At 56.9% G+C, this 24,852-nt stretch carries 25 protein-coding genes; 6 read left to right on the top strand and 19 right to left on the bottom strand.

What is annotated here, in order from left to right; genetic code table 11:
• Positions 1-4: 4 nt before the first annotated feature.
• Entirely contained in the window at positions 5-490 is a 486-nt protein-coding gene (locus GIR22_RS01815; protein ID WP_154741641.1) for a flavin reductase family protein, read from the bottom strand.
• Between the two features lie 324 nt (positions 491-814).
• Between GIR22_RS01815 and GIR22_RS01810 the strand changes: the two genes are divergently transcribed.
• Positions 815-2,221 carry a purine-cytosine permease family protein gene (locus GIR22_RS01810; RefSeq protein ID WP_154741640.1) on the top strand — a complete coding sequence of 469 codons (1,407 nt, stop codon included), beginning with the start codon at positions 815-817 and terminating at the stop codon, positions 2,219-2,221.
• 1,143 nt (positions 2,222-3,364) lie between these two features.
• Here the strand turns inward: GIR22_RS01810 and GIR22_RS01805 are convergent.
• From GIR22_RS01805 to ribBA, 5 genes are all read right to left on the bottom strand, one after another.
• A complete protein-coding gene (locus GIR22_RS01805; RefSeq protein ID WP_154741639.1) occupies positions 3,365-4,513 on the bottom strand; it encodes an ABC transporter ATP-binding protein in 1,149 nt (382 codons plus the stop codon).
• A gap of 17 nt (positions 4,514-4,530) precedes the next feature.
• On the bottom strand, positions 4,531-5,340 hold the full coding sequence (locus GIR22_RS01800; protein WP_154741638.1) for an ABC transporter permease: 810 nt from the start codon (positions 5,338-5,340) through the stop codon (positions 4,531-4,533).
• A 6-nt stretch (positions 5,341-5,346) separates the two neighbouring features.
• Positions 5,347-6,300, bottom strand: a complete 954-nt coding sequence (locus GIR22_RS01795) for an ABC transporter permease (RefSeq protein WP_154741637.1) — start codon at positions 6,298-6,300, stop codon at positions 5,347-5,349.
• The gene (locus GIR22_RS01790; protein WP_154741636.1) at positions 6,285-7,310 is read right to left on the bottom strand and encodes an ABC transporter substrate-binding protein; all 1,026 of its coding nucleotides are present in this window, start codon (positions 7,308-7,310) and stop codon (positions 6,285-6,287) included. Before GIR22_RS01790 ends, GIR22_RS01795 begins: the two co-directional genes overlap by 16 nt.
• Positions 7,311-7,552: 242 nt before the next feature.
• Entirely contained in the window at positions 7,553-8,662 is a 1,110-nt protein-coding gene (gene ribBA, locus GIR22_RS01785; RefSeq protein WP_154741635.1) for a bifunctional 3,4-dihydroxy-2-butanone-4-phosphate synthase/GTP cyclohydrolase II, read from the bottom strand.
• A 71-nt stretch (positions 8,663-8,733) separates the two neighbouring features.
• Between ribBA and GIR22_RS01780 the strand changes: the two genes are divergently transcribed.
• Positions 8,734-9,027: a DUF1330 domain-containing protein gene (locus GIR22_RS01780; protein WP_154741634.1), complete on the top strand. Its 294-nt coding sequence runs from the start codon at positions 8,734-8,736 to the stop codon at positions 9,025-9,027.
• Between the two features lie 10 nt (positions 9,028-9,037).
• On the opposite strand, the gene GIR22_RS01775 is transcribed toward GIR22_RS01780, so the two are convergent.
• The 11 genes from GIR22_RS01775 to GIR22_RS01725 form a co-directional block, all read right to left on the bottom strand.
• Positions 9,038-9,601, bottom strand: coding sequence for an NUDIX hydrolase (locus GIR22_RS01775; protein ID WP_154741633.1), 564 nt, complete (start codon positions 9,599-9,601; stop codon positions 9,038-9,040).
• A 2-nt stretch (positions 9,602-9,603) separates the two neighbouring features.
• Positions 9,604-10,356 carry a GntR family transcriptional regulator gene (locus tag GIR22_RS01770; RefSeq protein ID WP_154741632.1) on the bottom strand — a complete coding sequence of 251 codons (753 nt, stop codon included), beginning with the start codon at positions 10,354-10,356 and terminating at the stop codon, positions 9,604-9,606.
• Between the two features lie 88 nt (positions 10,357-10,444).
• Positions 10,445-10,834 (bottom strand): carboxymuconolactone decarboxylase family protein, encoded by a 390-nt coding sequence (locus tag GIR22_RS01765; protein ID WP_154741631.1) that lies wholly within the window; start codon positions 10,832-10,834, stop codon positions 10,445-10,447.
• A gap of 90 nt (positions 10,835-10,924) precedes the next feature.
• Positions 10,925-11,410, bottom strand: a complete 486-nt coding sequence (locus tag GIR22_RS01760; protein ID WP_154741630.1) for a flavin reductase family protein — start codon at positions 11,408-11,410, stop codon at positions 10,925-10,927.
• Positions 11,411-11,422: 12 nt separating this feature from the next.
• A complete protein-coding gene (locus tag GIR22_RS01755; protein ID WP_154741629.1) occupies positions 11,423-12,904 on the bottom strand; it encodes an aldehyde dehydrogenase in 1,482 nt (493 codons plus the stop codon).
• Positions 12,901-13,734, bottom strand: coding sequence for an alpha/beta fold hydrolase (locus tag GIR22_RS01750; RefSeq protein ID WP_154741628.1), 834 nt, complete (start codon positions 13,732-13,734; stop codon positions 12,901-12,903). Before GIR22_RS01750 ends, GIR22_RS01755 begins: the two co-directional genes overlap by 4 nt.
• Positions 13,735-13,779: 45 nt before the next feature.
• Positions 13,780-14,370 carry an amino acid synthesis family protein gene (locus GIR22_RS01745; protein ID WP_154741627.1) on the bottom strand — a complete coding sequence of 197 codons (591 nt, stop codon included), beginning with the start codon at positions 14,368-14,370 and terminating at the stop codon, positions 13,780-13,782.
• A 330-nt stretch (positions 14,371-14,700) separates the two neighbouring features.
• Complete coding sequence (locus GIR22_RS01740) at positions 14,701-15,219, bottom strand: pyridoxamine 5'-phosphate oxidase family protein (RefSeq protein ID WP_154741626.1); 519 nt, start codon at positions 15,217-15,219, stop codon at positions 14,701-14,703.
• Positions 15,216-15,560 (bottom strand): hypothetical protein, encoded by a 345-nt coding sequence (locus tag GIR22_RS01735; protein ID WP_154741625.1) that lies wholly within the window; start codon positions 15,558-15,560, stop codon positions 15,216-15,218. Before GIR22_RS01735 ends, GIR22_RS01740 begins: the two co-directional genes overlap by 4 nt.
• A gap of 15 nt (positions 15,561-15,575) precedes the next feature.
• On the bottom strand, positions 15,576-16,742 hold the full coding sequence (locus GIR22_RS01730; protein WP_154741624.1) for a peptidogalycan biosysnthesis protein: 1,167 nt from the start codon (positions 16,740-16,742) through the stop codon (positions 15,576-15,578).
• 1 nt (position 16,743) lies between these two features.
• The gene (locus GIR22_RS01725; RefSeq protein WP_154741623.1) at positions 16,744-17,484 is read right to left on the bottom strand and encodes a class I SAM-dependent methyltransferase; all 741 of its coding nucleotides are present in this window, start codon (positions 17,482-17,484) and stop codon (positions 16,744-16,746) included.
• Between the two features lie 326 nt (positions 17,485-17,810).
• On the opposite strand from GIR22_RS01725, the gene GIR22_RS01720 reads away from it, so the two are divergent.
• Both GIR22_RS01720 and kdgD read left to right on the top strand, forming a co-directional pair.
• Positions 17,811-18,530, top strand: a complete 720-nt coding sequence (locus GIR22_RS01720) for an N-acetylmannosamine-6-phosphate 2-epimerase (RefSeq protein WP_154741622.1) — start codon at positions 17,811-17,813, stop codon at positions 18,528-18,530.
• Between the two features lie 275 nt (positions 18,531-18,805).
• Positions 18,806-19,717: a 5-dehydro-4-deoxyglucarate dehydratase gene (gene kdgD, locus GIR22_RS01715; protein ID WP_154741621.1), complete on the top strand. Its 912-nt coding sequence runs from the start codon at positions 18,806-18,808 to the stop codon at positions 19,715-19,717.
• Between the two features lie 87 nt (positions 19,718-19,804).
• Here kdgD and GIR22_RS01710 read toward each other — a convergent pair whose 3' ends face one another.
• Positions 19,805-20,527 (bottom strand): FadR/GntR family transcriptional regulator, encoded by a 723-nt coding sequence (locus GIR22_RS01710; protein WP_154741620.1) that lies wholly within the window; start codon positions 20,525-20,527, stop codon positions 19,805-19,807.
• A 56-nt stretch (positions 20,528-20,583) separates the two neighbouring features.
• Positions 20,584-22,320: an IlvD/Edd family dehydratase gene (locus GIR22_RS01705; RefSeq protein WP_154741619.1), complete on the bottom strand. Its 1,737-nt coding sequence runs from the start codon at positions 22,318-22,320 to the stop codon at positions 20,584-20,586.
• 192 nt (positions 22,321-22,512) lie between these two features.
• On the opposite strand from GIR22_RS01705, the gene GIR22_RS01700 reads away from it, so the two are divergent.
• The gene (locus tag GIR22_RS01700) at positions 22,513-23,835 is read left to right on the top strand and encodes an MFS transporter (RefSeq protein WP_154741618.1); all 1,323 of its coding nucleotides are present in this window, start codon (positions 22,513-22,515) and stop codon (positions 23,833-23,835) included.
• Positions 23,836-23,856: 21 nt separating this feature from the next.
• Positions 23,857-24,849, top strand: a complete 993-nt coding sequence (gene araD1, locus GIR22_RS01695) for an AraD1 family protein (RefSeq protein ID WP_154741617.1) — start codon at positions 23,857-23,859, stop codon at positions 24,847-24,849.
• Positions 24,850-24,852: the final 3 nt, after the last annotated feature.

Here is a 24,852-nt window from a genome sequence, read left to right as displayed (position 1 = left end):
CGGTTCAGGCGAGGACGGGCAGGGCGCCCATCTTGCCGTGGCAGTACACCAGCGGACCGGCGGTGTGCTGCGGCACTATCAGGTTCTTTACGGCGCCGACCATGATGGCGTGGTCGCCGCCTTCATATTCGCGCCACAACTCGCATTCGATGACCGCCGTGGCATTGGCCAGGATCGGGTTACCCAACTCGCTCAGCGTCCATTCGATGCCGTGCGCCTTGTCTTTGCCTTTACGTGCGAAAGCATAGGCCTCGCTCTGCTGGCCGCCGGACAGGACGTGAATGGCAAAGCGTTTGTTCCTGATCAACACCGGGTAAGAATCGGAACTGTAGTTGGGGCAGAACAGCACCAGGGCCGGGTCCATGGACAGCGAACTGAAGGCACTGGCGGTCAGGCCGACAATTTGCCCTTCGTCATCCAGCGTGGTGATCACTGTGACCCCGGACGGAAACGAACCCATTACTTGTTTGTAGGTGGCGGCATTGATCATGGGGCGGTCCTCTGGCAGTTCGGTACGGATTTTATGTATTTATAGGTCTTATGGTATACCGTAATACATAGTTTGCAAGAGCTTTTCCCATTGCCCGATAAACGTGCGCATTTTGTCTTTAAGGCAGTTATTACTGGGCTTTCTGCCAGGGAATAGCTTCGGTCATCCGTCAGAATTGCGCATCAGGTACTTGTAAAAAAAGCAGATCAGTCTTGTACAAATGTTGGAATACCATAATATGGTCTTCATCTGAGAGGTTGCCATTGAGCACCCCCGGTTTGGCTTCATACAAATATAAGATCAGACAAACTCGAGTTCATGCATATGTCCCAGATGTCCCGGCAAGACCCCCTGATCGAGAATCACACAGTCGATTACGTCCCCCTCGCAGAGCGCCACGGGAAGGCCCGCGATCTTTTCACCCTTTGGTTCAGTACTAATATTGCGCCGTTGCCCATCGTCACCGGCGCCATGGTGGTTCAGGTGTTTCACCTCGACCTGTTCTGGGGGATGCTAGCGATTGCGCTTGGTCACATGCTTGGCGGGCTGGTGATTGCCCTGGCTTCGGCGCAAGGCCCACGGATGGGTATTCCGCAGATGGTTCAGAGCCGCGGCCAGTTCGGCCGTTATGGTGCGCTGCTGATCGTGTTCTTTGCGGCGCTTATCTATATCGGTTTTTTCATCTCCAATATCGTGCTGGCCGGCAAGTCCATAGTGGGTATTGCGCCGTCGGTCCCGGTGCCGGCGAGCATCCTCATCGGTGCTCTCAGCGCCACCGCGATCGGGGTGATCGGCTACCGCTTCATTCACATCCTTAACCGCATTGGCACCTGGGTCATGGGCAGCGCCTTGCTCGCCGGGTTTCTTTACATCTTCGCCCATGAGTTGCCGGCGGATTTCTTCACGCGTGGCGGTTTTAATGTGTCCGGCTGGCTGGCCACGGTGTCGCTGGGGATCATCTGGCAGATCAGCTTCTCGCCTTATGTGTCGGACTATTCTCGTTACCTGCCGGCGGATATCGGCATTGCCAAGCCGTTCTGGGCCACGTACCTGGGGGCGACCCTGGGCACCATTCTATCGTTTACCTTCGGCGCGGTGGTGGTGCTGGCAACCCCGGAGGGCACCGAAGCGATGGTCGCGGTCAAGCAATCCACCGGTTGGCTGGGACCGATTCTGATGGTGTTGTTTTTGCTCAACATCATTAGCCACAACGCCTTGAATCTATATGGCGCGGTGTTATCGATCATTACCTCGATCCAGACCTTCGCCAGCCAATGGACGCCCAGTATCAAGGTGCGGGTGGTGTTGTCGAGTGTGGTGCTGGCGAGCTGCTGTGTCGTCGCGTTGGGTGCTTCGCAGGATTTCATCTCGCAATTCATCGGCCTGATTCTGGCACTGTTGCTGGTGTTGGTGCCTTGGGCTTCGATCAATTTGATCGATTTCTACCTGATCAAGCGCGGCCACTACGACATCGCCTCGATCTTCCTTGCGGATGGCGGGATTTACGGGCGCTTCAATCTACATGCGATTGTTGCGTATTTCATCGGGATTATCGTGCAACTGCCGTTCGCCAATACGTCGTTGTATGTCGGGCCGTATGCCAATTTGGTGGAGGGTGCGGATTTGTCGTGGTTGGTGGGGTTGGTGGTGACTTGTCCGCTCTATTACTGCTTGGCGACTCGTGGGCGGGCTCAGAAGAGCAGGGCAGCGCGATTGGGGTATACCGACTGAGCACAACCGCTCTCGTGTCCGTCTAAAAATGCCTGATACTTCGCCGGGCATTTTTGGGGGTGATGTCCTGTCTGGGTTTTTGCTTTGGGCCAGCCTTGCTCAAAAAGTCCCAAGAGGATTTCATTCAACAATAGTCGGATGGCGTGATTTGGAGAGCTTTCCTCAGTGAGATCTTCCAGTAACAGGGCCTGGTGGACGGATATATCTGTAAGATATTTCTTTGATGTATTCACTAAATAACCCTCTGTTAACAGTTGGGCGTTGAGAGTTAAGAAAAGCCATCAATAAACGTAGCGAAATTCGATTGTCAGTCACAGCCCATAACTGAGAAATATTTAATATTCTGAATCGGACTACAGGCAGTACTTACATAAATAACCTGGGAGTGTTTCCAGTAGCTAAAGCGGTTTGCCTTATTGTAAAAGTCAAAACAATATTTTATATGTGGGAAATCTGTATTAATTAGCTCGCTCTCCCAATACCTGAGAGAGTCGAAATCACAGAGCAAAAGGGTGGTGAATAGCCTAGATCTTCTATTGGTGTGCAAATCACTATTTTTTCTCACGCTCAGCCCTATGCATTAATCGAAGAGGACGTAGCAAGCGATTTTGTTCAGTCCGTGGCGGAGTTTTTGAAATTCATTACGCAGACATGAATCCATCCGAACCTTGCCCGTTGTTGTTCAACGAAACTTTTAACGTCGCCGGCATACTGACCGTGCAACGAAAATCCAGTCCGTTAATACCAGAAAGCTTAAAGCAGCACTAACTTGGTTGAGTGATCGTGTATCGGAGGAAGGAGCATTCTTGTCGGTTAACAATAACATCGTTGCTTCATTGAAATAACAGGCGATGAGCATATTATTGCATGGACTTTCTTAGTTTAGATGTATGCGTTAGTCCTAAGCACTAGTGTTTGCTGTGATAATTGCTGATAGCAACGAAATGATCGGCTTGGATCAGCAGCCTTGTTCTACTGCAGTTCGCAAGCTACCGTATCTTCCAATTCACCTAAACCCCGACTGTCAATACTCCCTTCCCCACGAATGCGTGAAGAACCAAAAAAAGGCCGCCACAACCCGACGTTGCGGCGACCCGAGGGTGACAGGTGAATCACGGCCCACTGGCATGGGCCGTCGGGGGATCAATGAGCGCCAGCAGCTTTGTTCAGATCACTTTCGGCCCATTCGGTGTACACGCAGGCATCTGCTGTGGCCCAGCGCACGCATACCGGATTACCCGCTTTGAGCGGCATGCCAGCGGCGGACAGCGCCTTGACGGTCATCGACGTACCGCCCGAGGTGACCACGCTGCAGGTCTGGCTTTCACCGAGGAACAGCACTTCCACGACCGTGGCCGAGACTTCATTCCAGCCGGCCGCCAAGGGTTCCAGAACCGCCTGCTCGACACTCAAGGCCAAGGCCTTTTCCGGACGTACCATCAGCAGCACATCCTGATCGACTTGCAGGCCTGCGGTCAGTCGGATCGACAGCGACTGGCCTTCGAAACTCGCGACCGCATTGCCATGTGCCTTGAGCTTGAGGAAGTTCGAGTTGCCGAGGAACGAGGCGACAAAGGCATTCGGCGGGTTCTGGTACAGGTCAAAACCGCTGCCCAGGCCGACGATTTTGCCGTGGCTGAAAATCGCAATGCGCTGGGACAGGCGCATGGCTTCTTCCTGGTCGTGGGTCACGTAGACGATGGTAATGCCCAGGCGCCGATGTAGCTGGCGCAGTTCGTCTTGCAAATCTTCCCGGAGCTTTTTATCCAGGGCGCCCAGGGGTTCGTCCATCAACAGGATGCGTGGTTCATAGACCAGTGCCCGAGCGATGGCTACCCGTTGCTGCTGGCCGCCGGACAGTTGTGAAGGGCGGCGATGAGCAAATTGTTCAAGCTGTACCAGCTTGAGCATGGCATCGACCCGGCGCTCGCGCTCGGCGCTGGCCAGTTTACGAATGGCTAGCGGGAACGCGATGTTGTCGCGCACTGACAGGTGCGGGAACAGCGAGTAGCGTTGGAACACCATGCCGATGTCGCGCTTGTGCGGCGGCACGTTGACCAACGATTGGGCATTGACCAGGATCTCGCCGCTGCTCGGCGTTTCGAAGCCGGCGAGCATCGACAACGTCGTACTTTTACCCGAGCCGCTGGAGCCGAGGAAGGTCAGGAATTCACCGTCCTTGATGTCCAGCGAGATGTTGTCCACGGCGGCAAAGTCGCCGTAGTACTTGTTCAGGTTGCGCAGGCTCACCAAGGGCTGGTTGCTCTGTTGGGCTTTGATCACTGCACTCATGTCGTTCTCCTGGGCGCTCAGGCGCTGATTGGATTGCGCCGGCGAAGGGCGGCTGCGATCACCATGATCAATACCGAGAGGCCGATCAGCAGCGTCGAGGCGACGGCGATCACGGGCGTCAGGTCCTGGCGCAGGGTGGTCCACATTTTCACGGGAAGGGTTTGCAGGGTTGGGCTGGCCATCATCACGCTCAGCACCACTTCATCCCACGACACCAGGAACGCAAACAGGGCGCCGGCCACCATGCCCGGGCGAATCGCCGGAAAGGTCACCTTGAACACGGCTTGCAGGCGTGAGGCACCACAGATCACCGCGGCATCTTCGATGGACTGATCGAACAGCTTCAGCGAGTTGATGATCGAGATGATGGTGAACGGCAACGCAACGATGACGTGGCTGACCACGAAGGCGAACATCGTCCCGGTGTAGCCCAGTTTCAGGAACAGCGCGTACACCGCCACCGCGATGATCACCAACGGCACGATCATCGGCAGGGTGAACAGCCCGTAGAGCATTTCCCGGCCAGGGAAGCGCCCGCGTACCAGCGCAAACGCAGTGGGCAAACCCAGGGCGACGGCGCAGATTGTGGTCAACACCGCCACCTTGAGGCTGGCCAGGACTGCGCTCATCCAGTCGGGGTTGGAGAAGAACTGGCCGTACCATTTCAGGGTCCAGCCCGGCGGCGGGAATACCAGCCACTGGGAGGAACCGAAGGACAGCAGCACGATGAACACGATCGGCAGCAGCAGGAACAGCGCAATCAAACCCGTTGTGAAGTACAGGCCGAAACGCATGCGCCGGCTCATTGCATTAGGGGTCAGGAGCATGACGGCTTACCTCGCGTTGCTGGCGCCAACCGGGGATTCCGGCTGAAGCTTCAGGTAGAAGTAGAACAGCACCAGCGTAATAGCGATCAGTAATGCGGCGCCGGCGCTGGCCAGGCCCCAGTTGAGGAACGACTGCACCTGTTGAATGATGAACTCAGGCAGCATCATATTCTGTGCCCCGCCCAGTAGCGCTGGAGTGACGTAGTACCCAAGGGACATCACGAACACCATCAGGCCGCCGGAAAACAACCCCGGCCGGCACAGTGGCAGGAACACCCGGAAAAAGTTGCTCCAGGGACTGGCACCGCAGATCGATCCGGCTTGTAGAATCATCGGGTCGATGGCCTGCATGGTCGCCTGCAGTGGCAGCACGATGAACGGGATCATGATGTAGCTCATGCCGATCACCACCCCGGTGAGGTTATGTACCATCTCCAGGGGCTGATCGATGATGCCCATCGCCATCAACGCCTTGTTGATGACCCCGGAAGCTTGCAGTAGCACCAGCCAGGAGTAGGTCCGGGCGAGGAGGCTGGTCCACATCGACAGCAGCACGATGTTGAGAATCCAGCGCCCCCAGCCACGCGGTACCAGGGTAATCGCCCAGGCCAGCGGAAAGCCGAGCAGCAGGCTGAACAGGGTGACCAGGCCGGCTACCGAGAAGGTGTTGAGCAAGACCCGGGCATACGCCGAGTTGGCAAACAACTGCTCGTAGTTGCCCAACCCCGGTACCGGCTCCAGCACGCCACGTAGTAACAGCCCGATCAGCGGCGCAAGAAAGAACAGGCCGAGAAACAGCAGGGCGGGGATCAGATTGCTCGAGCCGCGCCAGCGCTGCATCAGGGACGGGGACTGTTTCAGCACAGCCACTTGGCCTGGAACCGCACCGGCAGCGCCATGAGCGCTCCCGGTCGGAGCGGGTTGACGGGGTGCAGCTGTCATTTTCATTTGACCAGCCATTCGTTCCACCGTGTTGCGATGGCCGGACCGTTTTTGGCCCAGTACGCGAAATCAAGCGTGATTTGATCCTTGGCGTAGGCCGTCGGAAGGTTAGGGGCCAGCACTGAGTCCAGGCGCGCCACGCTATCGACGTTGACCGGTGCATAGGCGGTCAGGTTGGAGAAGTCAGCTTGTCCTTTGGCACTGCTGGCGCTGGCCAGGAATTTCATGGCTGCCGCCTTGTTTTTTGTACCCTTGGGCACGACCAGAATGTCGGCCATGACCAGGTTCTGTTTCCAGCTCACGCCCACCGGCGCACCATCTTCTTGCAGGGCGTGGATCCGGCCGTTCCAGAATTGCCCCATGCTGACCTCCCCAGAGGCCAGCAATTGTTGCGACTGGGCGCCGCCGCCCCACCAGACGATGTCTTTCTTGAGGGTGTCGAGTTTCTTGAAGGCGCGATCCAGGTCCAGCGGATAGAGCTTGTCAGCGGCCACACCATCGGCCAGCAGGGCCAGTTCCAGCACGCCAGGGCTTGGCCATTTGTAGAGGGCACGTTTGCCGGGGTAGGTCTTGGTGTCGAACAGCGCGGACCAGTCCTGAGGTTTGCTGGCGCCGAGCTTGTCTTCGTTGTAGCCGAGGACAAAGGAGAAGAAGAACGAGCCAACGCCATGATCGGAGACAAATCGCGGGTCGATTTTGTCGCGCTGGATCACCGAGAAGTCGAGGGGTTCGAGCAAGCCTTCGGCGGCGGCGCGCAAAGCGAAGTCCGCTTCGACATCGACCACGTCCCACTGCACGTTACCGCTTTCGACCATGGCTTTGAGTTTGCCGTAGTCGGTCGGGCCATCCTGGACCACGGTGATGCCACTGGCCTTGCTGAACGGGGCAGCCCAGGCCTGCTTCTGCGCATCCTGGGTGCTACCACCCCAACTGACGAAGTTGATGCTTTCAGCCGCCATTGCCACGTGACTGGCGGTGGCCAGTAAGCCCGCGAACAGTACTGCGGTTGCACGTTTGTTCAACACCATTTTCACGCCCTCATTGTTGTGTTTATGAGCGGGGCTTTGCAGTGCCCGCCTATGGGGAGCAGTAGGTCCATCTGCCAGCAGCAGCTGTCCGGCCTATGGAATATCATATTATGGTATTCCAAGCTTTGTGCAAGCACTTTGCCTTACCGGTTATCCGCCAAAATTGAGACTTTTATGGATTTTAAGCCTTGTCTAGGGCAAGCCGCTCCTACAGGGATTGCGCCATACCCGATGCTTGCGCATCACTGGACAAACGGGATGCTCTCGACCACTTCCAGGTCGTAACCGGTCAAGCCTGCGTATTTCAATGGCGGGCCGAGGTGGCGCAGCTTGCCTATGCCGAGGTCGTGCAGAATCTGCGCCCCGGTGCCCACTTCAGAATAGATGCGCGATTGCGAGCGACTGAACTGTCGTGGTGGCTGCGTCAGTTGAGGGACCCGTTCGAGCAGCGCCTGGGACGATTCATGATTGGCCAGTACGACCACCACGCCGCGACCTTCTTCGGCCACCCGTTGCAAGGCGGCCCACAAGGTCCAGTTCAACGGGCCACTGTAATCGGCGCCCACCAGGTCGCGCAGCGGATCAATCACATGCACGCGCACCAGCGTCGGTTCGTCCCGGTGTAATGTGCCCATGACCATGGCCATGTGGACGCCGCCTTCGATGTGATCTTCAAAGGTGATCAGGCGGAAGGTGCCATGCACCGTGGGTAGCTCACGTTCTCCGATACGCACTACGGTGTGTTCGGTGCTGAGGCGATAGTGGATCAGGTCGGCGATGGTGCCGATCTTGATCCCGTGCTTGCGCGCGAACACTTCCAGGTCCGGGCGGCGCGCCATGGTGCCGTCGTCATTCATCACCTCGACGATCACCGAGGCGGGAGTGAAACCGGCCAGGCGTGCCAGGTCGCATCCGGCTTCGGTGTGGCCAGCGCGGGTCAGTACGCCGCCTTCCTTGGCCCTCAGGGGGAAGATGTGCCCGGGTTGTACAAGATCGATGGCCTCGGCATGGGTGGCGACGGCGGCGGCAACAGTTCTCGCCCGGTCAGCGGCGGAGATGCCGGTGGTCACGCCGACGGCAGCCTCGATGGACACGGTAAACGCAGTGCTGAACACGCTGCCATTGCTCGGTACCATCTGCTCCAGGCCGAGGCGCTGGCAGTGTTCGTCGGTCAGGGTCAGGCAGATCAGACCGCGCGCTTCCCGCGCCATGAAACTGATGGCCTCGGCCGTGCAGCGATCGGCAGCCAGTAGCAGGTCGCCTTCGTTTTCCCGGTCTTCGTCGTCAACCAGGAGCACCATCTTGCCTTGTCGATAGTCTTCGATGATTTCTTCGATGCTGTTAAAGGCCATGCTGGAACTCTCAGTGTTGGACGGGTATATTTATTGGTATACCATAATACAAAATAAGCCAAGAGGTCACTATGAAGGCGTACTGGATTGCTCATGTGGATGTCACCGACCCCGATCAATACTGCCAATACACCCAGCGGGCTCCGGCGGCCTTCGCGTTGTATGGTGGGCGGATGCTGGCCCGGGGCGGGCGCAGCGAAGCACTGGAAGGCGGGCCCATGCGGCAACGCAACGTGGTCATTGAGTTCGACTCATACGAACAGGCACTGGCCTGCTACCACTCTGAGCATTATCAGGAGGCGAAACTGCATCGGGAAGGGGTGGCTCGGGCCGAGATCATCATTGTCGAGGGTGTAGGGCCCTGAATGTGGGCTGTCAGCGAATGAAGTGGATTTTGCCGTTGTCGTCGTTACCGATATAGATGCCGTAGACCCCGGCCTGGCGCTCTTCAATGTAGCGCTCGAGGATCTGCCGGATCGCCGGGTAGTAGATGCTCTCCCAGGGGATATCCTCGGGCGCGAAAAATTTGTAGTCGAGAGTTTCCGGCCCATACTGGCCGGTGATATCCAGGGCGGTGGCACGGAAGATGATGTACACCTCGCTGATCTTCGGCACGCTGAAAATCGAGTAGGGTGAGAGAATCTCCGCACGTACGCCGCTTTCTTCCCATACTTCGCGCAGTGCCGCCTGCTCGGTGGTTTCACCGCCTTCCATGAACCCCGCCGGCAGCGTCCAGGTGCCGGGGCGCGGCGGGATGGCGCGCTGGCACAACAGATACTTGCCATCTTGCTCGATGATGCAGCCGGCAATGATCTTCGGATTGATGTAATGGATGTAGCCGCAACCACGGCACATCAGGCGCTCGTGCGTATCGCCCGGCGGCAGCTGAGACTTGAGGTCATCGCCACCGCACTTTGGACAAAAGCTCGGGCTGAACATGCTCAGCGGCCTATGCGCGGTTCTTTGAGCGCGATGGGCACGGTGATCTCGGGGATTTCACCCATCTCTTCCTGCTTGCGCTTGAGGTACTCCAGGGCGACCTTGGCGGCAGCACGCACGTGGTCGACGCAAGCCTGGTGGGCGGCCAGGGGATCGCCGCTCTTGATCGCCTCGACCATGCGTTCCATTTCCTGGTTGCTGCTGCCGCGACGGTTTTCCTGGGACACCGAGGTCGCCCGCAGATAGCTGATGCGGGCCTGCAATTGGCGCAGCTGGGTGGCGGCGACATGGTTGCCGGACCCCTCGAGCAGCACATCGTAGAAGCCCTGTACCGAATCGATGACCTGTTGCAGCTCGCCATCCTTGAGGGCCTTGCGGTTTTCCTCGAGGGCTTTTTCCAGGGCCTTGATATTCTTGGCCTTGGCACGCAGGGTGAACAGTTGAACGATCAGGCCTTCGAGCACACAACGCAGCTCATAAATGTCGCCGGCATCGGCCAGGGTAATGATCGCAACCCGTGGGCCTTTGGCGTCGGCAAACTCCACCAGGCCTTCGGATTCAAGGTGACGCAAGGCTTCACGTACGGAAGTGCGGCTGACGCCCAGGCGATCGCATAGATCGCGTTCGACCAGACGGTCTCCCGGCAGGAGCTGGAAGTTCATGATGGCGCTTCGCAGTTTATCCAGCACGATTTCGCGCAGGGTAACGGGGTTGCGATTGACCTTGAAGCTGTCGTCGAGTGGCAGGCGTTTCATGGGGTCGGCTCTGAATGTGGCTGTCCATGCAAAAAGAGCACGTTGATCCGTGGATCATAAGTGCTCGATCAATCCAAACAGCCAAGGGTTAACTGGAGGCCTCGGCATCGGCTTCGGCGAACGCTTCACGGGCGAGCCGGAAACTGTCTACGGCAGCGGGGACACCGCAATAAATACCGACCTGAAGCAGAGTTTCACGTATTTGTTCACGACTCAGCCCGTTACGCAAGGCACCACGTACATGTAGCTTGAGTTCATGAGGCCGGTTGAGGGCCGAAATCATCGCCAAGTTTATCATGCTGCGCTCTTTAAGCGACAAACCCTCACGCCCCCAGACGTGGCCCCAGCAGTACTCCGTGACCATTTCCTGCAACGGTCGAGTGAAGTCATCGGCGTTTTCGATAGAGCGTTTCACGTAGGCTTCACCCAGAACTTGGGTGCGAATTTTCAGGCCTTGCTCATATTTCTCGTTACTCATTGTTGTGTGCTCCTGGGCCCATGCAGGCTCCCGTACTTGAAGAAAAAAGGGCCGCACCGGGGGGGGTTAGACGCAGCCCAAAAGTAGACGTCAGGCCAGGGTAGGCAGCGGGCCCAGCTTGCCTTTGTGGTAGATCATCGGCGTGGCCGGCTGTTCGGGCAGAATCAGGTTCTTCACCGCGCCGACAATGATCGCGTGATCGCCACCGTCGTATTCACGCCACAACTCGCATTCGATGATTGCCGTGGCCTTGGCCAGCAGCGGGTTACCCAGTTCGCTGAGGTGCCATTCAATGCCCTTGGCCTTGCCCTTGCCTTTTCCCGCAAACGCATAGGCTTCAGTGGTCTGCTCGGCCGACAGCAGATGGATCGCGAACTGCTTGCTGTCGCGTAGGATCGGATAAGTGTCCGAGGCGTAGTTGGGGCAGAACAGCACCAGCGCCGGATCAATCGACAGCGCACTGAAGGCGCTGGCGGTGATACCGACGATGTCACCGCCCGGGTCCAGGGTAGTGACCACCGTGACCCCGGAAGGAAAGGAACTCATGACGTCTTTATAAATGCCGGGCTCGATCATGAAGAGGGTCTCCTAGCGCATTACGAAGGGGTCAGGCATTGGTGCCTGGGAGAGGTTGATCCACACCGTTTTCAGCTCGGTGTAGGCCAGCACCGAATCGATGCCGCTTTCGCGTCCATAGCCACTGTTCTTGAAGCCGCCGATCGGTGCCATGGCCGATACGGCGCGGTAGGTGTTGACCCAGATAATCCCTGAGCGAATGTCTCGGGCCAGGCGATGGGCACGCCCTAGATCGCGGGTCCAGATGCCGGCGGCGAGGCCGAACTGCGAGTCGTTGGCAATCGCCAGCGCTTGGGCTTCGTCCTTGAACCGGATGACGGAGGCCACTGGACCGAAGACCTCTTCTTGCATGATTTTCATCGAGTTGCGGTCGCATTCGAACAGGGTCGGTTCGTAGAACCAGCCGTCGCCCAGATTCTCTGGACGCTTGCCGCCCAGACGCAGGCGCGCACCTTCGGCGATGGCATCAGCTACCAGGCCTTCAACCACGGCCAATTGTTGCGCCGTGGCCATCGGGCCCATTTCGCTGCTGTCTTCTTGCGGGTTGCCGATGCGGATGCGTTTGGCGCGCTCCACCAGGCGCGAGACGAATTCGTCGTAGATTTCGTCCTGCACCAACAACCGCGAGCCGGAAACGCAGCTCTGACCGGATGCCGCATAGATCCCGGCAATTGCACCGTTGATGGCGCTATCGAGGTCGGCGTCGGCGAAGATGATGTTTGGCGATTTTCCGCCCAATTCCAGCGACAGCTTGGCAAAGTTCTCGGCGCTGCTGCGTACCACATGCCGGGCCGTGGCAGCACCGCCGGTGAAGGCGATCTTGCGTACCAACGGATGGCGGGTGAGGGCGGCGCCAGTGCTTGGACCATAACCAGTGACGACATTGACCACGCCCGGCGGAATACCGGCTTCGAGGGCCAGGCGGGCCAGTTCCAGAATGGTCGCCGAGGCGTGTTCGGACGGTTTGATCACAATGGTGTTACCTGCCGCAAGGGCCGGCGCCAGTTTGATCGCCGTCAGGTACAGCGGGCTGTTCCAGGGAATGATCGCCGCGACCACGCCCATAGCTTCGTGCACTGTGTAGGCGAACAGGTCGGGCTTATCGAGGGGCAGGGTGCCGCCTTCGAGTTTGTCGGCCAGGCCCGCAGTGTAGTGGAAGAACTCCGGTAAGTAGCCGACCTGGCCGCGGGTTTCGCGAATCAGCTTGCCGTTGTCGCGGCTTTCCAACTGCGCCAATTGTTCTTTGTTTTCCGCGATCAGGTCACCGAGACGACGCAGCAGTTTGCCGCGAGCGGTGGCGGTCAGGCCGCGCCAGGCCGGGCTGTCGAAGGCTGTTTGCGCAGCCTGCACGGCGCGCTCGACATCGCCTTCGTCAGCGTCGGGCAATTCAGCCCAGGCTTGAGCCAGGGCCGGGTTCAGGCTTTCAAAGGTCTTGCCGGACAGGGCATCGACCCATTCACCGCCGATGCACATCTGGAAGCGTGTGAGTGTCATGCAACGATCCCCTTTATTTGGTGTTGTCGGGAGTGCGCAGTGTCAAGAAATTCCAGCAACATCTGGTTGACCAGGCGCGGCGATTCTACGGGCATCATATGCCGCTGCTCGGCGAGTACGGCAACGGCCGCACCGGGAATCCGTTCGGCCAATTGCCGGGCCATTTCCGGTGTCGAGCCGGGGTCCAGTTCACCGGTGGCGACCAGCGTCGGCACTTGAATGTTCGCCAGATCCTCCACGCGGTACATGTCCTGGGTGGCGAACAGCTCATAAGCGGTCAGATAACCCTGCGGGTCGTTACCCGCCAAGGTGTGGCGCAGCGCGGTGATCTGCGCCGGATTGGCTGCCTGGTACTCGCGGCTGAACCAGCGCGACAACGCGGCCTCGGCATTGGCATCCGGACCGTGCTCGGCAGCTTGAGCCGTGCGGGCAATGACCCCGGCACGCTGTTCGGCGCTGCGATTGAACACACTATTGAGCACCACCAGGCCTTGCAGGCGTTGCGGGTAATGCGAGGCAAAAGCTCGCGCCACCAGTCCGCCCATGGAAAAACCTATTACCGTCGCCTGGGGCACTTGCAGGTGATCGAGTAGCTCCAGCAACTGATCAGCATAGCCGAGCAGGGGAGTGCCATGTTCCGGGCGCGGGCTGGCGCCGTGACCGAGCATGTCATAGGCGATCACACGGTACTTTGTGGCCAGGCCAACAACCTGGCCACCCCACATTTCTTTGTTCAGGCCCACGCCGTGGATCAAAACCACGGGCTGGCCTTGGCCGGTCGCCAGGTAACTGGTGCCAGCCGGGGTGAGTTCAGCGGTGAGCCGAATCATGGAGCGCTCCTGCATGCCTTTTTGTTGTGGTTGCCATGTTCGCAATTACTGGGCGTTCTCGGCAGCCAGTTCTTCCAGGTCGATATAACGGTTGCCGATGCGTGGGTGCAGGCGGCCGCCATCGGCACAACCCAGAACCACAACGATTTCGTCGGCACGCGGCGCATCTTCGATCTGCATTTCCAGGGTGATGTAGTGCGAACGCAAGCCTTCGTCATCTTTATGCATCATCGGGATCTGAATCGAGGTGCCAGGGCCGCCGCGTTTGTTGGTGAAACTCAGGTAGCTCTTGGCCTTGACCGCTTCACGGTAGTGATTGCCGAAGCGCAGGGTGTGGATCACTGCGGAGGCGTGTTCTATTTCGCCGTCGGCGCCGACCACCGCGGCCTTACCGTAGGCTTCGATCTTCTCGGCACCGCCAATGATGCCCACTAGGCGTTCGACCATCAGCGCGCCGAGATCAGAGCAGTTGGCGCGAATTTCCGGTTTCAGGTCTTCAACGAAACTGCGGTCGAGCCAAGGGTTTTTCATCACTACGGCCAGGCCGACCATAGTCACTGGCGTATCAGTGGCTTTGCCGCCTTCGATAAAGGTTTCTTCGACATAGCTGACGATCTTGCGGATTTCGAAACTCATGAGCTGCTCCGTAGGCTGAATGCTTGTTCGTCTTATGGTATACCATAATACTGTGAGCACAAGTCTTTGGAATAAGTTTCTAGTCGGACGGTGATAAAAGGCACGGCGCAATCGTGCGGGCGCATTCAAAGCGCCGTCTTTACGATGGGGGTGATCAATCAAGAGAGGGGGGCTGCTGCTCCAGTCGTAACCACGGCCCAAGCTTTGGGGTGCGAGGTTACGTTACTGGAAGATGGGCCACGACTGACTGGGCGGCTGAACGTAGTGCTGGAAGCTGTGCAAGGAAGTTTGTGCTTTCAGGTGTTCCACGCTCTAGTTGGAGTAGATTATTCAGTTCGTTTTCGAAAGCGGAAGTAGCACCTCGATGCGTTGGTCATTTTTATCATAAGACCAACGCTCCAGGTCCAAAAGCCAAAGTTGCCTTATCCTAAGCTCGTAAAAACTTCGCTTTGCGGACTTATTGAAATCGGACAGCGGTAGCATCCATTGCTCTCTGGTGTCTTTATCCGGGAAATTGATCCGGTAGTAGTCCTTGTGAACGATCTCTATTTCGTTATCAGGTATTGCGCGTGCAAACCCGGAAAGTTGTATGCCATCAAGCCCGACCGGCGGAGCGGAGTCACCTAAGTCGGTTCTGAATATAGAACCTGATATATTGGGTTCTTGTTCGATGTTTCGTGAGTGCAGTGAGTCAGACATTGAGTACCATAAAAGGCTTTCGGTCTCGGTTCGATACACATAGTTTACCGTGGATGCCCACGGCGCGCCGTGGGCCGAGGCAGTCGCCAATGTTATAAAGCGTGTGGTATGCAACAGCCTGTCGCATCGCTCAGCTAAAGATAGTTTCATAGCGTCTGTCTTCTTGGTACGGGAGCGTCGTTCAATAAGCGGGCTTCCAGGATTTCCCACCACTCATCTTGCTCAACACGTTTCTTTTCCCACTCCGCGATATGAGAGCGCGCTGAAACGGCCTTGCGGTATGCCCCCCAAGCCGCCTCATCTTTAAATGATATCCAGTGCTCAATCGAGTGCACTTCGGGGGCAATGGTTTGCACATACCATCGAGGGTCAAAAGCCATGTCCAGCCCATCATAAAACCAAGTCTCCCGTTCCCTGACCCAGTCCCAGAATGCTGCGTGGTTGGATCTGGCTTTGGCATTAGGGCGAAGCAGGTAGATAAGGTGCAGCATGTCAATCTCCTTTTGCTAATCTGTTATAAGCTTCCAGTCTGCACTTAAGCTGGACTTGAACCGCTGCTTGTAATCTTGGGTGAACAGAGCGTTGTGCTGGCGAACCGCATGCTGGTCCAGTGAGCCTTTGCAATAAATAACAACGGTAGCTAAAGGTTCGATCAAACTTCCGCGCTTGGCTTTTGCTTCCAGCGCAGAGGTGGAAAGACAGCACTTCTTAAGGCCGTGAAATGCTGCGTAGTCCAACGAAAGGTAATAGGTCAGCACGAAGTAACGAAAGTCATTGTCTGACAGGGTATAGTCGGAACCGAAATACCGGGCATGCAGGGATTGACCAAATTTATAGAATACAGTTACAGCCGATACCCGGTTTCCCCGTTCGGCAAATACAGCGATCGCGCTATGAATGACACCGGATTTTCTTTGCCCTTGCAGGTTTTTAATGATCCATTGTTTGTCTTGAGGGGATCCATATTTGTTTCGGTTGTTGGTTATTAGCGTGGCGATACTTTCGTCAAGGTCGCTGGTCAATGGAAGCCACCTGACCTTGTTTTCATACTTTTTAAATGCCGCTATTTCTGCCTTGCTCCGTATGCGGTCATGAGAGTTCCAGGACTCAAGCATTTCTGCCAACCCTCCGGCAGGCACAGGCATCATCGCCTCTGCGGCATGCAGCAGGGCGTGGGTCTCTGGTACGCAGTCGACGATTTCCAGAGCCTTTTGCAGAGGCATGTACGGGATGAGGAATCCAGAAAGCTTTTGTTCGCTCGCGTGTTCTTGAGCAGCATAAAATACATGACGAAGTACTTCTTGACGGCGCGTTCCGTGAGTACAAACGAGCTCATTATGAGTGCTGCGGCGTGCGCCACCCCACAGGAAATCATTGCCCCACTGGTCTGGCATCTTTGGAAAAAGTGCCTGGGTACTGAACATGGCAGCTTCTGGTTCTCCAGCCCAAAGTGCACAGCCGGCTAATAGCCCAGAAGATCCATAGACTGTCAGAGCCTCTGTGGGGCCTTGTGCATGCTCTAAACTTGCAAGCCATTCATATGAGTTGTAAAAATTCTCATCGGTTATCAGGCCGTCCCATTCATGTCGGTCAATGTAGGGGGTCGAGCAAGAAATATTGGATTTTAATTCGCTTCTGCGAATTATTTTATCAGTATGAGTTAAGGCACTCATGCTAGTTTCCAATAATACAGTCTATGATGGCCGCATGGGGAGAATCTATATAGTTTTTCCAGTAGGGCTGCCCTAATAGCTCGAGTCCGCTTGTATTGATGTGGTGTTTTCGCCAGTGTATGGTTTTGAACCCGGCCCGGGTTAAAGCGTTTTCTAGCGTGTCGGCAGTCCAGTAGTAAGCCTTTACCTGTGCGTCATAGGGTGGGTGGCATAAATCTAAAGTAACGACAGAGGCGTCATCTGTGTGATGTTCGTGTACTGGCGCAAGGCGAAACCCATAAGCTTCATAGTAGTTTGGGTTTGGATTGTAATCGGGGTGAATGGGCAGCGTGATTAATCTTCCGCCTGGTTTAAGCAGAGACGCCATGCTTTGACACATGGCATTGAGTTCTTGAGTGTTCGACGCATACGGAAGGACGTATATAGAGATAACCAAGTCGAATTGGTTTAAAAGGTCTGGGCTTACAGTGGAGGTGAATTCAATCCCCAGTTGTTCTTTTTCCTCCCGGCGCCTTGCATAATCAAGCATTCCAATTGACTGGTCGTAGCCAACTACTTTTTTGGCTCCGTGTTTTTTTAGAATGCGTGAATAAAGGCCATTGCCGCAGCCGAAGTCAAAAATGCTTAGTCCTGACACATCACCGAGCACATCCAACACAGAAGGGATTTCACAGTGCTTTCTAAATGGCCATTCAGCCATATTGTCATAGAGTGCTGCCAGTTCATCAAATTGACTTGTCATTTATAATTCCTTTTAAAGTACAGCCGTCCTAGTGTCTTTCGTCGCGCATGTCAATGGTGTATTTTTTTGCCTCCGTAGATCTTGCAAGAACTGTAGGTTAAGTTTTTTTTCTTGCAAGGAATAAAAGGAAATATAATCGTGTTGCTTATTTTGCTTGTGTTATATGCAAGGCTTTAGGCTGGTTTTGCATGTTTTATATTTCCATTTGATCTAGGTGGTTTCATCGAGTGGGCTAGCCTTCGCGGGTAAACATTGCGGCTGTAGAAAAATGAATGAAGCAATAACGTTATAAATGCCAGGGAATAACTTTTCAGGAAGAAATCTAGATGGTAAGCAGCTCGATATTTGACAAGGTAATAGGAGGGCTCGTTGTGTCGTGCCAGGCACTGGAGCATGAGCCGTTACATGGCTCCGTGCATATGAGCGCTATGGCATTGGCGGCGGCCGAAGCGGGGGCGGTAGGCATTATTGCCAACGGAATATCCGATATTTCTGCAATTAAGAGCCGTGTGGCGTTACCTATAATAGGTGTCTTGACGGCTGGCTACCCTGAATCATCTATCACGTTGACACCGACTATTTCAGAGATAGCAGCCTTGATGGCTGAGTCCCCGGATATGATCGGGCTTGATGCAACGGATCGCAGGCGTCCCAACGGGGAATCACTGGAGGACTTTCTTGAGGCGATACGCTCTGAGTACCCACATCTGTTGCTGATGGCTGAAATTGCAACGGTCGAAGAAGCTATTTATGTACAGTCTTTGAAATTTGATTGCATCTCCACAGCCGCCTATGGGGCCACACAAAACACGGCAGGAAAAAAATTGTCCCAGGACGATTTTTCACACTTCACAGCAATACGGCGGGTCGTTACCCAATGCCCATTGGTTGCTGAAGGGGGGATCGGCAACCCTGAACACGCTTGTCGCGTACTCCAGCTAGGCGCCGATATTGTTGTGGTAGGCGGCGCGATAACTCGGCCACAAGTGATTACCGAATCCTTTATCAGTGCAATGCTCAGGTGTCGTAGCGAGTGCCCCGCATGACTGCTGTGGTTGACCCTGTGCAGTGAGCCCGTCTTTAAATGGTGTGGTCAGGTCCTGACTTCAATCGGGAGGCAGGGCGGCATGTTGTCGTATCACTATGCGACTTGCCGTCTTCCTTGCTTTTGTGTGAATAGGCCTAGTGACCTGTATTTTATGGATTTTCTCGACTGACTTCACGCGGAAGTCCTAATGCATAGCTTTGTCTATCTATAGGTTGTACGATAACGTACCTCTTGAGGTGCCTTATCATTTTTCGATCCGAGGTTTGTGAAACCATGACTCCACAAGAATTAAAAACTGTCCTGTCTTCCGGCTTGCTGTCGTTTCCTGTGACCGACTTTGACGCAGCGGGGGACTTTCGCGCCGATACCTACGCCCGTCGCCTGGAATGGTTGGCCCCCTACGGTGCCAGTGCATTATTCGCGGCCGGTGGCACTGGAGAGTTTTTCTCCCTGGAACCAGGGGAATACACGTCAATCATCAAGACTGCGGTAGATACCTGCAAAGGCCGGGTACCGATCCTGGCCGGGGCCGGTGGCCCGACCCGGCAGGCCATCGCCTATGCCCAGGAAGCCGAGCGGCTGGGCGCCGCCGGCATCCTGCTGATGCCGCATTACCTCACTGAAGCCAGCCAGAAAGGCTTGGTGGCTCACGTCGAACAGGTGTGCAACTCGGTGGACTTCGGTGTGGTGGTCTACAACCGCAACCTGTGCCGGTTGAATGCCGACAGCTTGGAGCAATTGGCTGAGCGTTGCCCGAACCTGATCGGTTTCAAGGACGGCATTGGTGAAGTCGAGCCGATGGTCGCTATTCGTCGCCGCCTGGGCGAGCGCCTGACTTACCTCGGCGGCTTGCCCACCGCAGAAGTCTATGCGGCTGCCTACAAAGCACTGGGGGTACCGGTGTATTCATCGGCAGTGTTCAACTTCATACCGAAAACCGCCATGGAGTTCTACCGTGCCGTGGCAGCCGATGACCACGCCACGGTCGGGCGTTTGATCGATGACTTCTTTCTGCCGTACCTGGAAATTCGCAACCGCTGCGAAGGCTATGGCGTGAGCATCGTCAAGGCGGGTGCTCGCCTGGTGGGCCACGATGCCGGCCCGGTGCGTGCGCCACTGACCGATCTGCTGCCCGAGGAAGTGGAACAACTGGATGTGCTGATCAAGGCCCTCGGCGCCCAGTAACCGAGTAGAGCTGTTGTGGTTTGCCTGCGGTAGCCATAGGTATCTACAGACTTGCTGAAAAGCCTGGTTTCTGTAGATACCGTCTGGCTACAGAGGGGTCAGCACATTCATTACGGTGTCGAGGGCAACCCGGGTATCGTCCAGTTGCACCAGCGAGGCGTGTCGGGCACCGAGGGCGTCGCGGTTCTTGATGGCGGTCAGTATTGCCTTGTGCCGGGGCAGGCTGAGCCGTTGGATATCGGGGCGCCGGTTGGTGATGTTGATCGACTCGCGAAGCGGCAGCGACAGCATGTTGCACATGTAGGCGAGCAAGTCATTGCGGGTGGCGTCGGCGATGGCCCGGTGAAAATCCAGGTCCGCCTGCAACAGGTCTTCGTGAGTCTGTGCCGTCTCCATGGCCTGGTAGGCTTTTTCGATGATCGCGATGTCAGCATCGGTCGCGGTGGTGGCGGCCATGGCGGCAATTTCCGGTTCGAGAATTCGGCGCACACCCGCCAATGTGTTGAAAAACTCGCTGTGGGGCGTTGACTGCATCAGCCACGACAGCACATCGGGATCAAGCAAGTGCCATTTCAGGCGCGGCCTTACCACTGCACCGACCCGTGGCTTGGAGTACACCAGCCCCTTGGCGCTCAGCACGCGGGTGGCTTCGCGCAGCACCGACCGACTGACTTTGTATTCTTCGCAGAGCGTTGCCTCCATGGGTAAGCGTTCTTCCGGCTTGAAGCGTCCGGAGACAATGTGCATGCCCAAGTCTTGAACGATCTGGGCATGCATGCTCTTGCGTGGCTTGGGCGGCTGGTGATCCATAACAGGGAGGTTGCTCTGGCTAAATACAGCGCATCATAGCATTCCTCCCCTCCCTATTAGTGGGAATGACGCGGGACTTCGGCCCCACGGCAACCTACCAGGAAGTCGAAGTCGCAGCCTTGGTCCGCTTGTAGTACGTGGTCGATATACAACTGGCGATAACCGCCCACGATCAATTGTTGCGGCGGCTTCAGGTCGGCCATGCGTGCTGCCAGTTCGGCGTCCGAAATGTCCAGGTGCAGGCGTCCATTGGCGCAATCGAGTTCGATCCAGTCGCCTTCCTGCACCGTGGCCAACGGCCCTCCAGCCGCGGCTTCCGGTGCCACGTGCAGCACCACGGTGCCGTACGCAGTACCGCTCATACGCGCATCGGAAATACGCACCATGTCGGTCACGCCCTGGGCCAGCAACTTGGCTGGCAAGCCCATGTTGCCCACCTCCGCCATGCCGGGGTAACCCTTGGGGCCGCAGTTTTTCATCACCAGGATCGAGTTGGCGTCGACGTCCAGTTCCGGGTCGTTGATCCGGGCCTTGTACATGTCGAAGTTCTCGAACACCACGGCTCGGCCGCGATGCTGCATCAGTTCAGCGCTGGCGGCGGAAGGCTTGAGCACTGCACCGAGAGGCGCCAGATTGCCCCGCAGTACGCAGATACCGCCGTCGGCGCGGATCGGGTTGTCGAGGGTGCGGATCACTTCATCCTGGCCGTAGATCGGCGCGTCCTTGGTGTTGTCGCCGAGCGACTTGCCGTTGACGGTCAAGGCGTTCGGGTGGGGGATCAGGTTGGCTTCACCGAGGCGGCGCAGTACCGCCGGCAGGCCGCCGGCATAGTAGAACTCTTCCATCAGGAAGCGCCCGGACGGTTGCAGGTCGACGATGGTCGGCATGCCACGCCCCATGCGGGTCCAGTCGTCCAGGTCGAGCTCGACGCCGATGCGTCCGGCGATGGCTTTCAGGTGAATCACCGCATTGGTCGAACCACCGATGGCCGCGTTGACGCGAATGGCATTTTCGAAAGCCTCCTTGGTGAGGATCTTCGACAGTTTCAAGTCTTCACGCACCATTTCGACTGCACGCATGCCAGACATGTGCGCCAGTACGTAACGGCGCGCGTCGACTGCCGGAATCGCCGCGTTGTGGGGCAGGGAGGTGCCGAGCGCTTCGGCCATGCAGGCCATTGTCGAGGCGGTGCCCATGGTATTGCAGGTACCTGCCGAACGAGACATGCCGCCTTCAGCCGCGAGAAAGTCGTCGAGGGTAATAGTGCCAGCCTTGACCTGCTCGCTGAGTTGCCACACCACAGTGCCCGAGCCGATATCCTGGCCCTTGTGCTTGCCGTTGAGCATCGGCCCACCGGTGACGACGATGGCCGGGACGTCGCAGCTGGCGGCGCCCATCAACAACGCCGGGGTGGTCTTGTCGCAGCCGGTCAACAGCACCACACCGTCGATTGGGTTGCCGCGAATGGCTTCCTCGACGTCCATGCTGGCCAGGTTGCGGGTGAGCATGGCGGTGGGGCGCAGGTTCGACTCGCCGTTGGAGAACACTGGGAACTCCACCGGAAAGCCACCGGCCTCGATCACGCCGCGTTTGACGTGCTCGGCAATCTGCCGGAAGTGCGCGTTACACGGAGTCAGTTCCGACCAGGTGTTGCAGATCCCGATGATCGGCTTGCCATGAAATTGATGGTCGGCAATTCCCTGATTTTTCATCCAGCTGCGGTACATGAAGCCGTTTTTATCGGCAGTACCAAACCACTGGGCGGAGCGCAGGCCGGGCTTTTTATCAGACATGATCACTTCTCTTATTGTATGACTATATGTTCTATATGCCGCTAACATAAGCGTAAAATCTTCGGTTTGGAAGTGTTGTTGAGCAAATAGTAATACTATATAGTCGGTTTACACCTGAGGTATGACCCTGACGGATTTCCGCGAGAGGCATCCCCTGAGCTTCTATAAAAACAACAATCGGAGACCGACCCCATGAGCCAGGAATTGCGGCTTATTCGTCGCATTACGCTGAAGCTGATTCCCTTCCTGATCCTGCTGTATCTGATCGCCTACGTAGATCGCTCGGCCGTAGGTTTTGCCAAATTGCACATGGGCGCCGATGTCGGCATCGGTGATGCGGCTTATGGGTTGGGGGCCGGCCTGTTCTTCATCGGCTATTTCCTCCTGGAAATTCCCAGCAACTTGATGCTTGACCGCTTCGGCGCACGGCGTTGGTTCGCGCGCATCATGGTCACTTGGGGCGCCATCACCATCGGCATGGCATTTGTCCAAGGGCCTCACAGCTTCTACGTGATGCGCTTTCTACTCGGCGCAGCGGAAGCCGGGTTCTTCCCGGGCGTTCTCTACTACATCACCCAATGGTTCCCGGTGCGCCATCGCGGCAAGATCCTCGGCCTGTTCATCCTGTCCCAACCCATTGCGATGATGATCACCGGCCCTGTGTCTGGCGGCCTGCTGGGCATGGATGGGATTCTTGGCCTGCATGGCTGGCAGTGGCTGTTCATCGTCATCGGCACCCCTGCGATTCTGCTGACCTGGCCGGTGCTGCGTTACTTGCCCGACGGTCCGCAGCACGTCAAATGGATGGATCAGGCCGAAAAGGACTGGTTGACCGGCGAGCTTAACAAGGACCTGCAAGCCTACGGCCAGACGCGCCACGGCAACCCCTTGCACGCCCTCAAGGACAAACGGGTATTGCTGCTGGCGTTGTTCTACCTGCCCGTGACGTTGAGCATTTATGGCCTGGGCCTGTGGCTGCCGACCTTGATCAAGCAATTCGGTGGCAGCGACCTGACTACCGGGTTCGTGTCGTCGGTGCCGTATATCTTCGGAATTATCGGTTTGCTGATCATTCCCCGCAGTTCCGATCGCCTCAATGATCGTTATGGTCACCTGGCAGTACTTTATGTGCTGGGGGCGATCGGCCTGTTCCTCAGTGCCTGGCTGACGGTGCCGGTACTGCAATTGGCGGCGCTGTGCCTGGTGGCGTTTGCACTGTTTTCTTGTACTGCGGTGTTCTGGACCTTGCCAGGGCGCTTCTTCGCCGGCGCGAGTGCGGCAGCAGGCATTGCGTTGATCAACTCGGTGGGCAATCTGGGTGGCTACATCGGGCCGTTCGTGATCGGCGCGCTCAAGGAATACACCGGCAACCTGTCGTCGGGGTTGTATTTCCTGTCTTGCGTGATGGTGTTCGGTTTGCTGCTGACGGGTGTGGTCTATCGGCTGCTGGAGCGTAAACACGCGCTGCCGCAGGATCAGTTTGCCGCCAGTGCTCGCGGCGCCACGCGTACTTAATCGACCATCAGGAGAAGATTCATGCGTTTAGTTCAGTTCGAATTGAGGAATGGCGAGCGTCGAGTGGGCGTGGTCGAGGGCAATCGGGTACGTGAAGTGCAGCACGCCCTCACCACGCGCGAGCTGGCATTGGCGGCCATCGAGGGGGGCGTTGATTTGCAACAACAGGTCCAGGCTTTCGGCCTGGGTGACAGTCACGACTACGCCGAACTGCTGGCCGCGCTTAAAATATTGCCGCCGCTGGACCACCCGGACCCTGCGCATATGCTGGTCAGCGGCACCGGTCTGACCCACCTGGGCAGTGCTTCTGCGCGGGACAAGATGCATCAGCAGGCCGGTGACGACAGCGCAATGACTGACACCATGCGCATCTTCAAATGGGGCGTGGAGGGCGGTAAACCGGCCTCCGGCCAGGCCGGCGTGCAACCGGAATGGTTCTACAAGGGCGACGGCAGCATCGTCGTGCGCCCGGGCCAGGCATTCGCGGTGCCGCCGTTTGCCGAAGACGCCGGCGAAGAGCCGGAAATCGGCGGCCTGTATGTCATCGGCCACGACGGCAAGCCTTATCGCCTGGGGTTTGCCGTGGGCAATGAATTCTCCGACCATGTGATGGAGCGCAAGAACTACCTGTATCTGGCACATTCCAAATTGCGCAATTGCAGTTATGGTCCTGAACTGCGGGTGGGTGAACTGCCCCAGCACCTGGTCGGTACCAGTCGCATCTTGCGTGAAGGCGAGGTTATCTGGGAAAACGAATTTCTCAGTGGCGAAGCCAACATGTGCCACAGTCTGGAAAACCTTGAGTACCATCATTTCAAATACAGTCAGTTCCTCAAGCCGGGGGATGTGCACATTCACTTCTTCGGCACCGCTACCTTGTCATTCGCCGACGGTATACGTACCCAACCGGGGGATGTGTTCGAGATCAGCCAGGCGGAGTTCGGCGCGCCACTGATCAATGGTGTCGGCAAGGTCGACGCGGTGTTCGAGCCCGGTAACGTCATCACGCTTTAAGGA

This window comes from Pseudomonas karstica (assembly GCF_009707515.1).
Classification (GTDB): Bacteria; Pseudomonadota; Gammaproteobacteria; order Pseudomonadales; family Pseudomonadaceae; genus Aquipseudomonas; species Aquipseudomonas karstica.
Note: the sequence above shows the minus strand (reverse complement) of the source record. Positions and strands in the feature narration are given on the sequence as shown.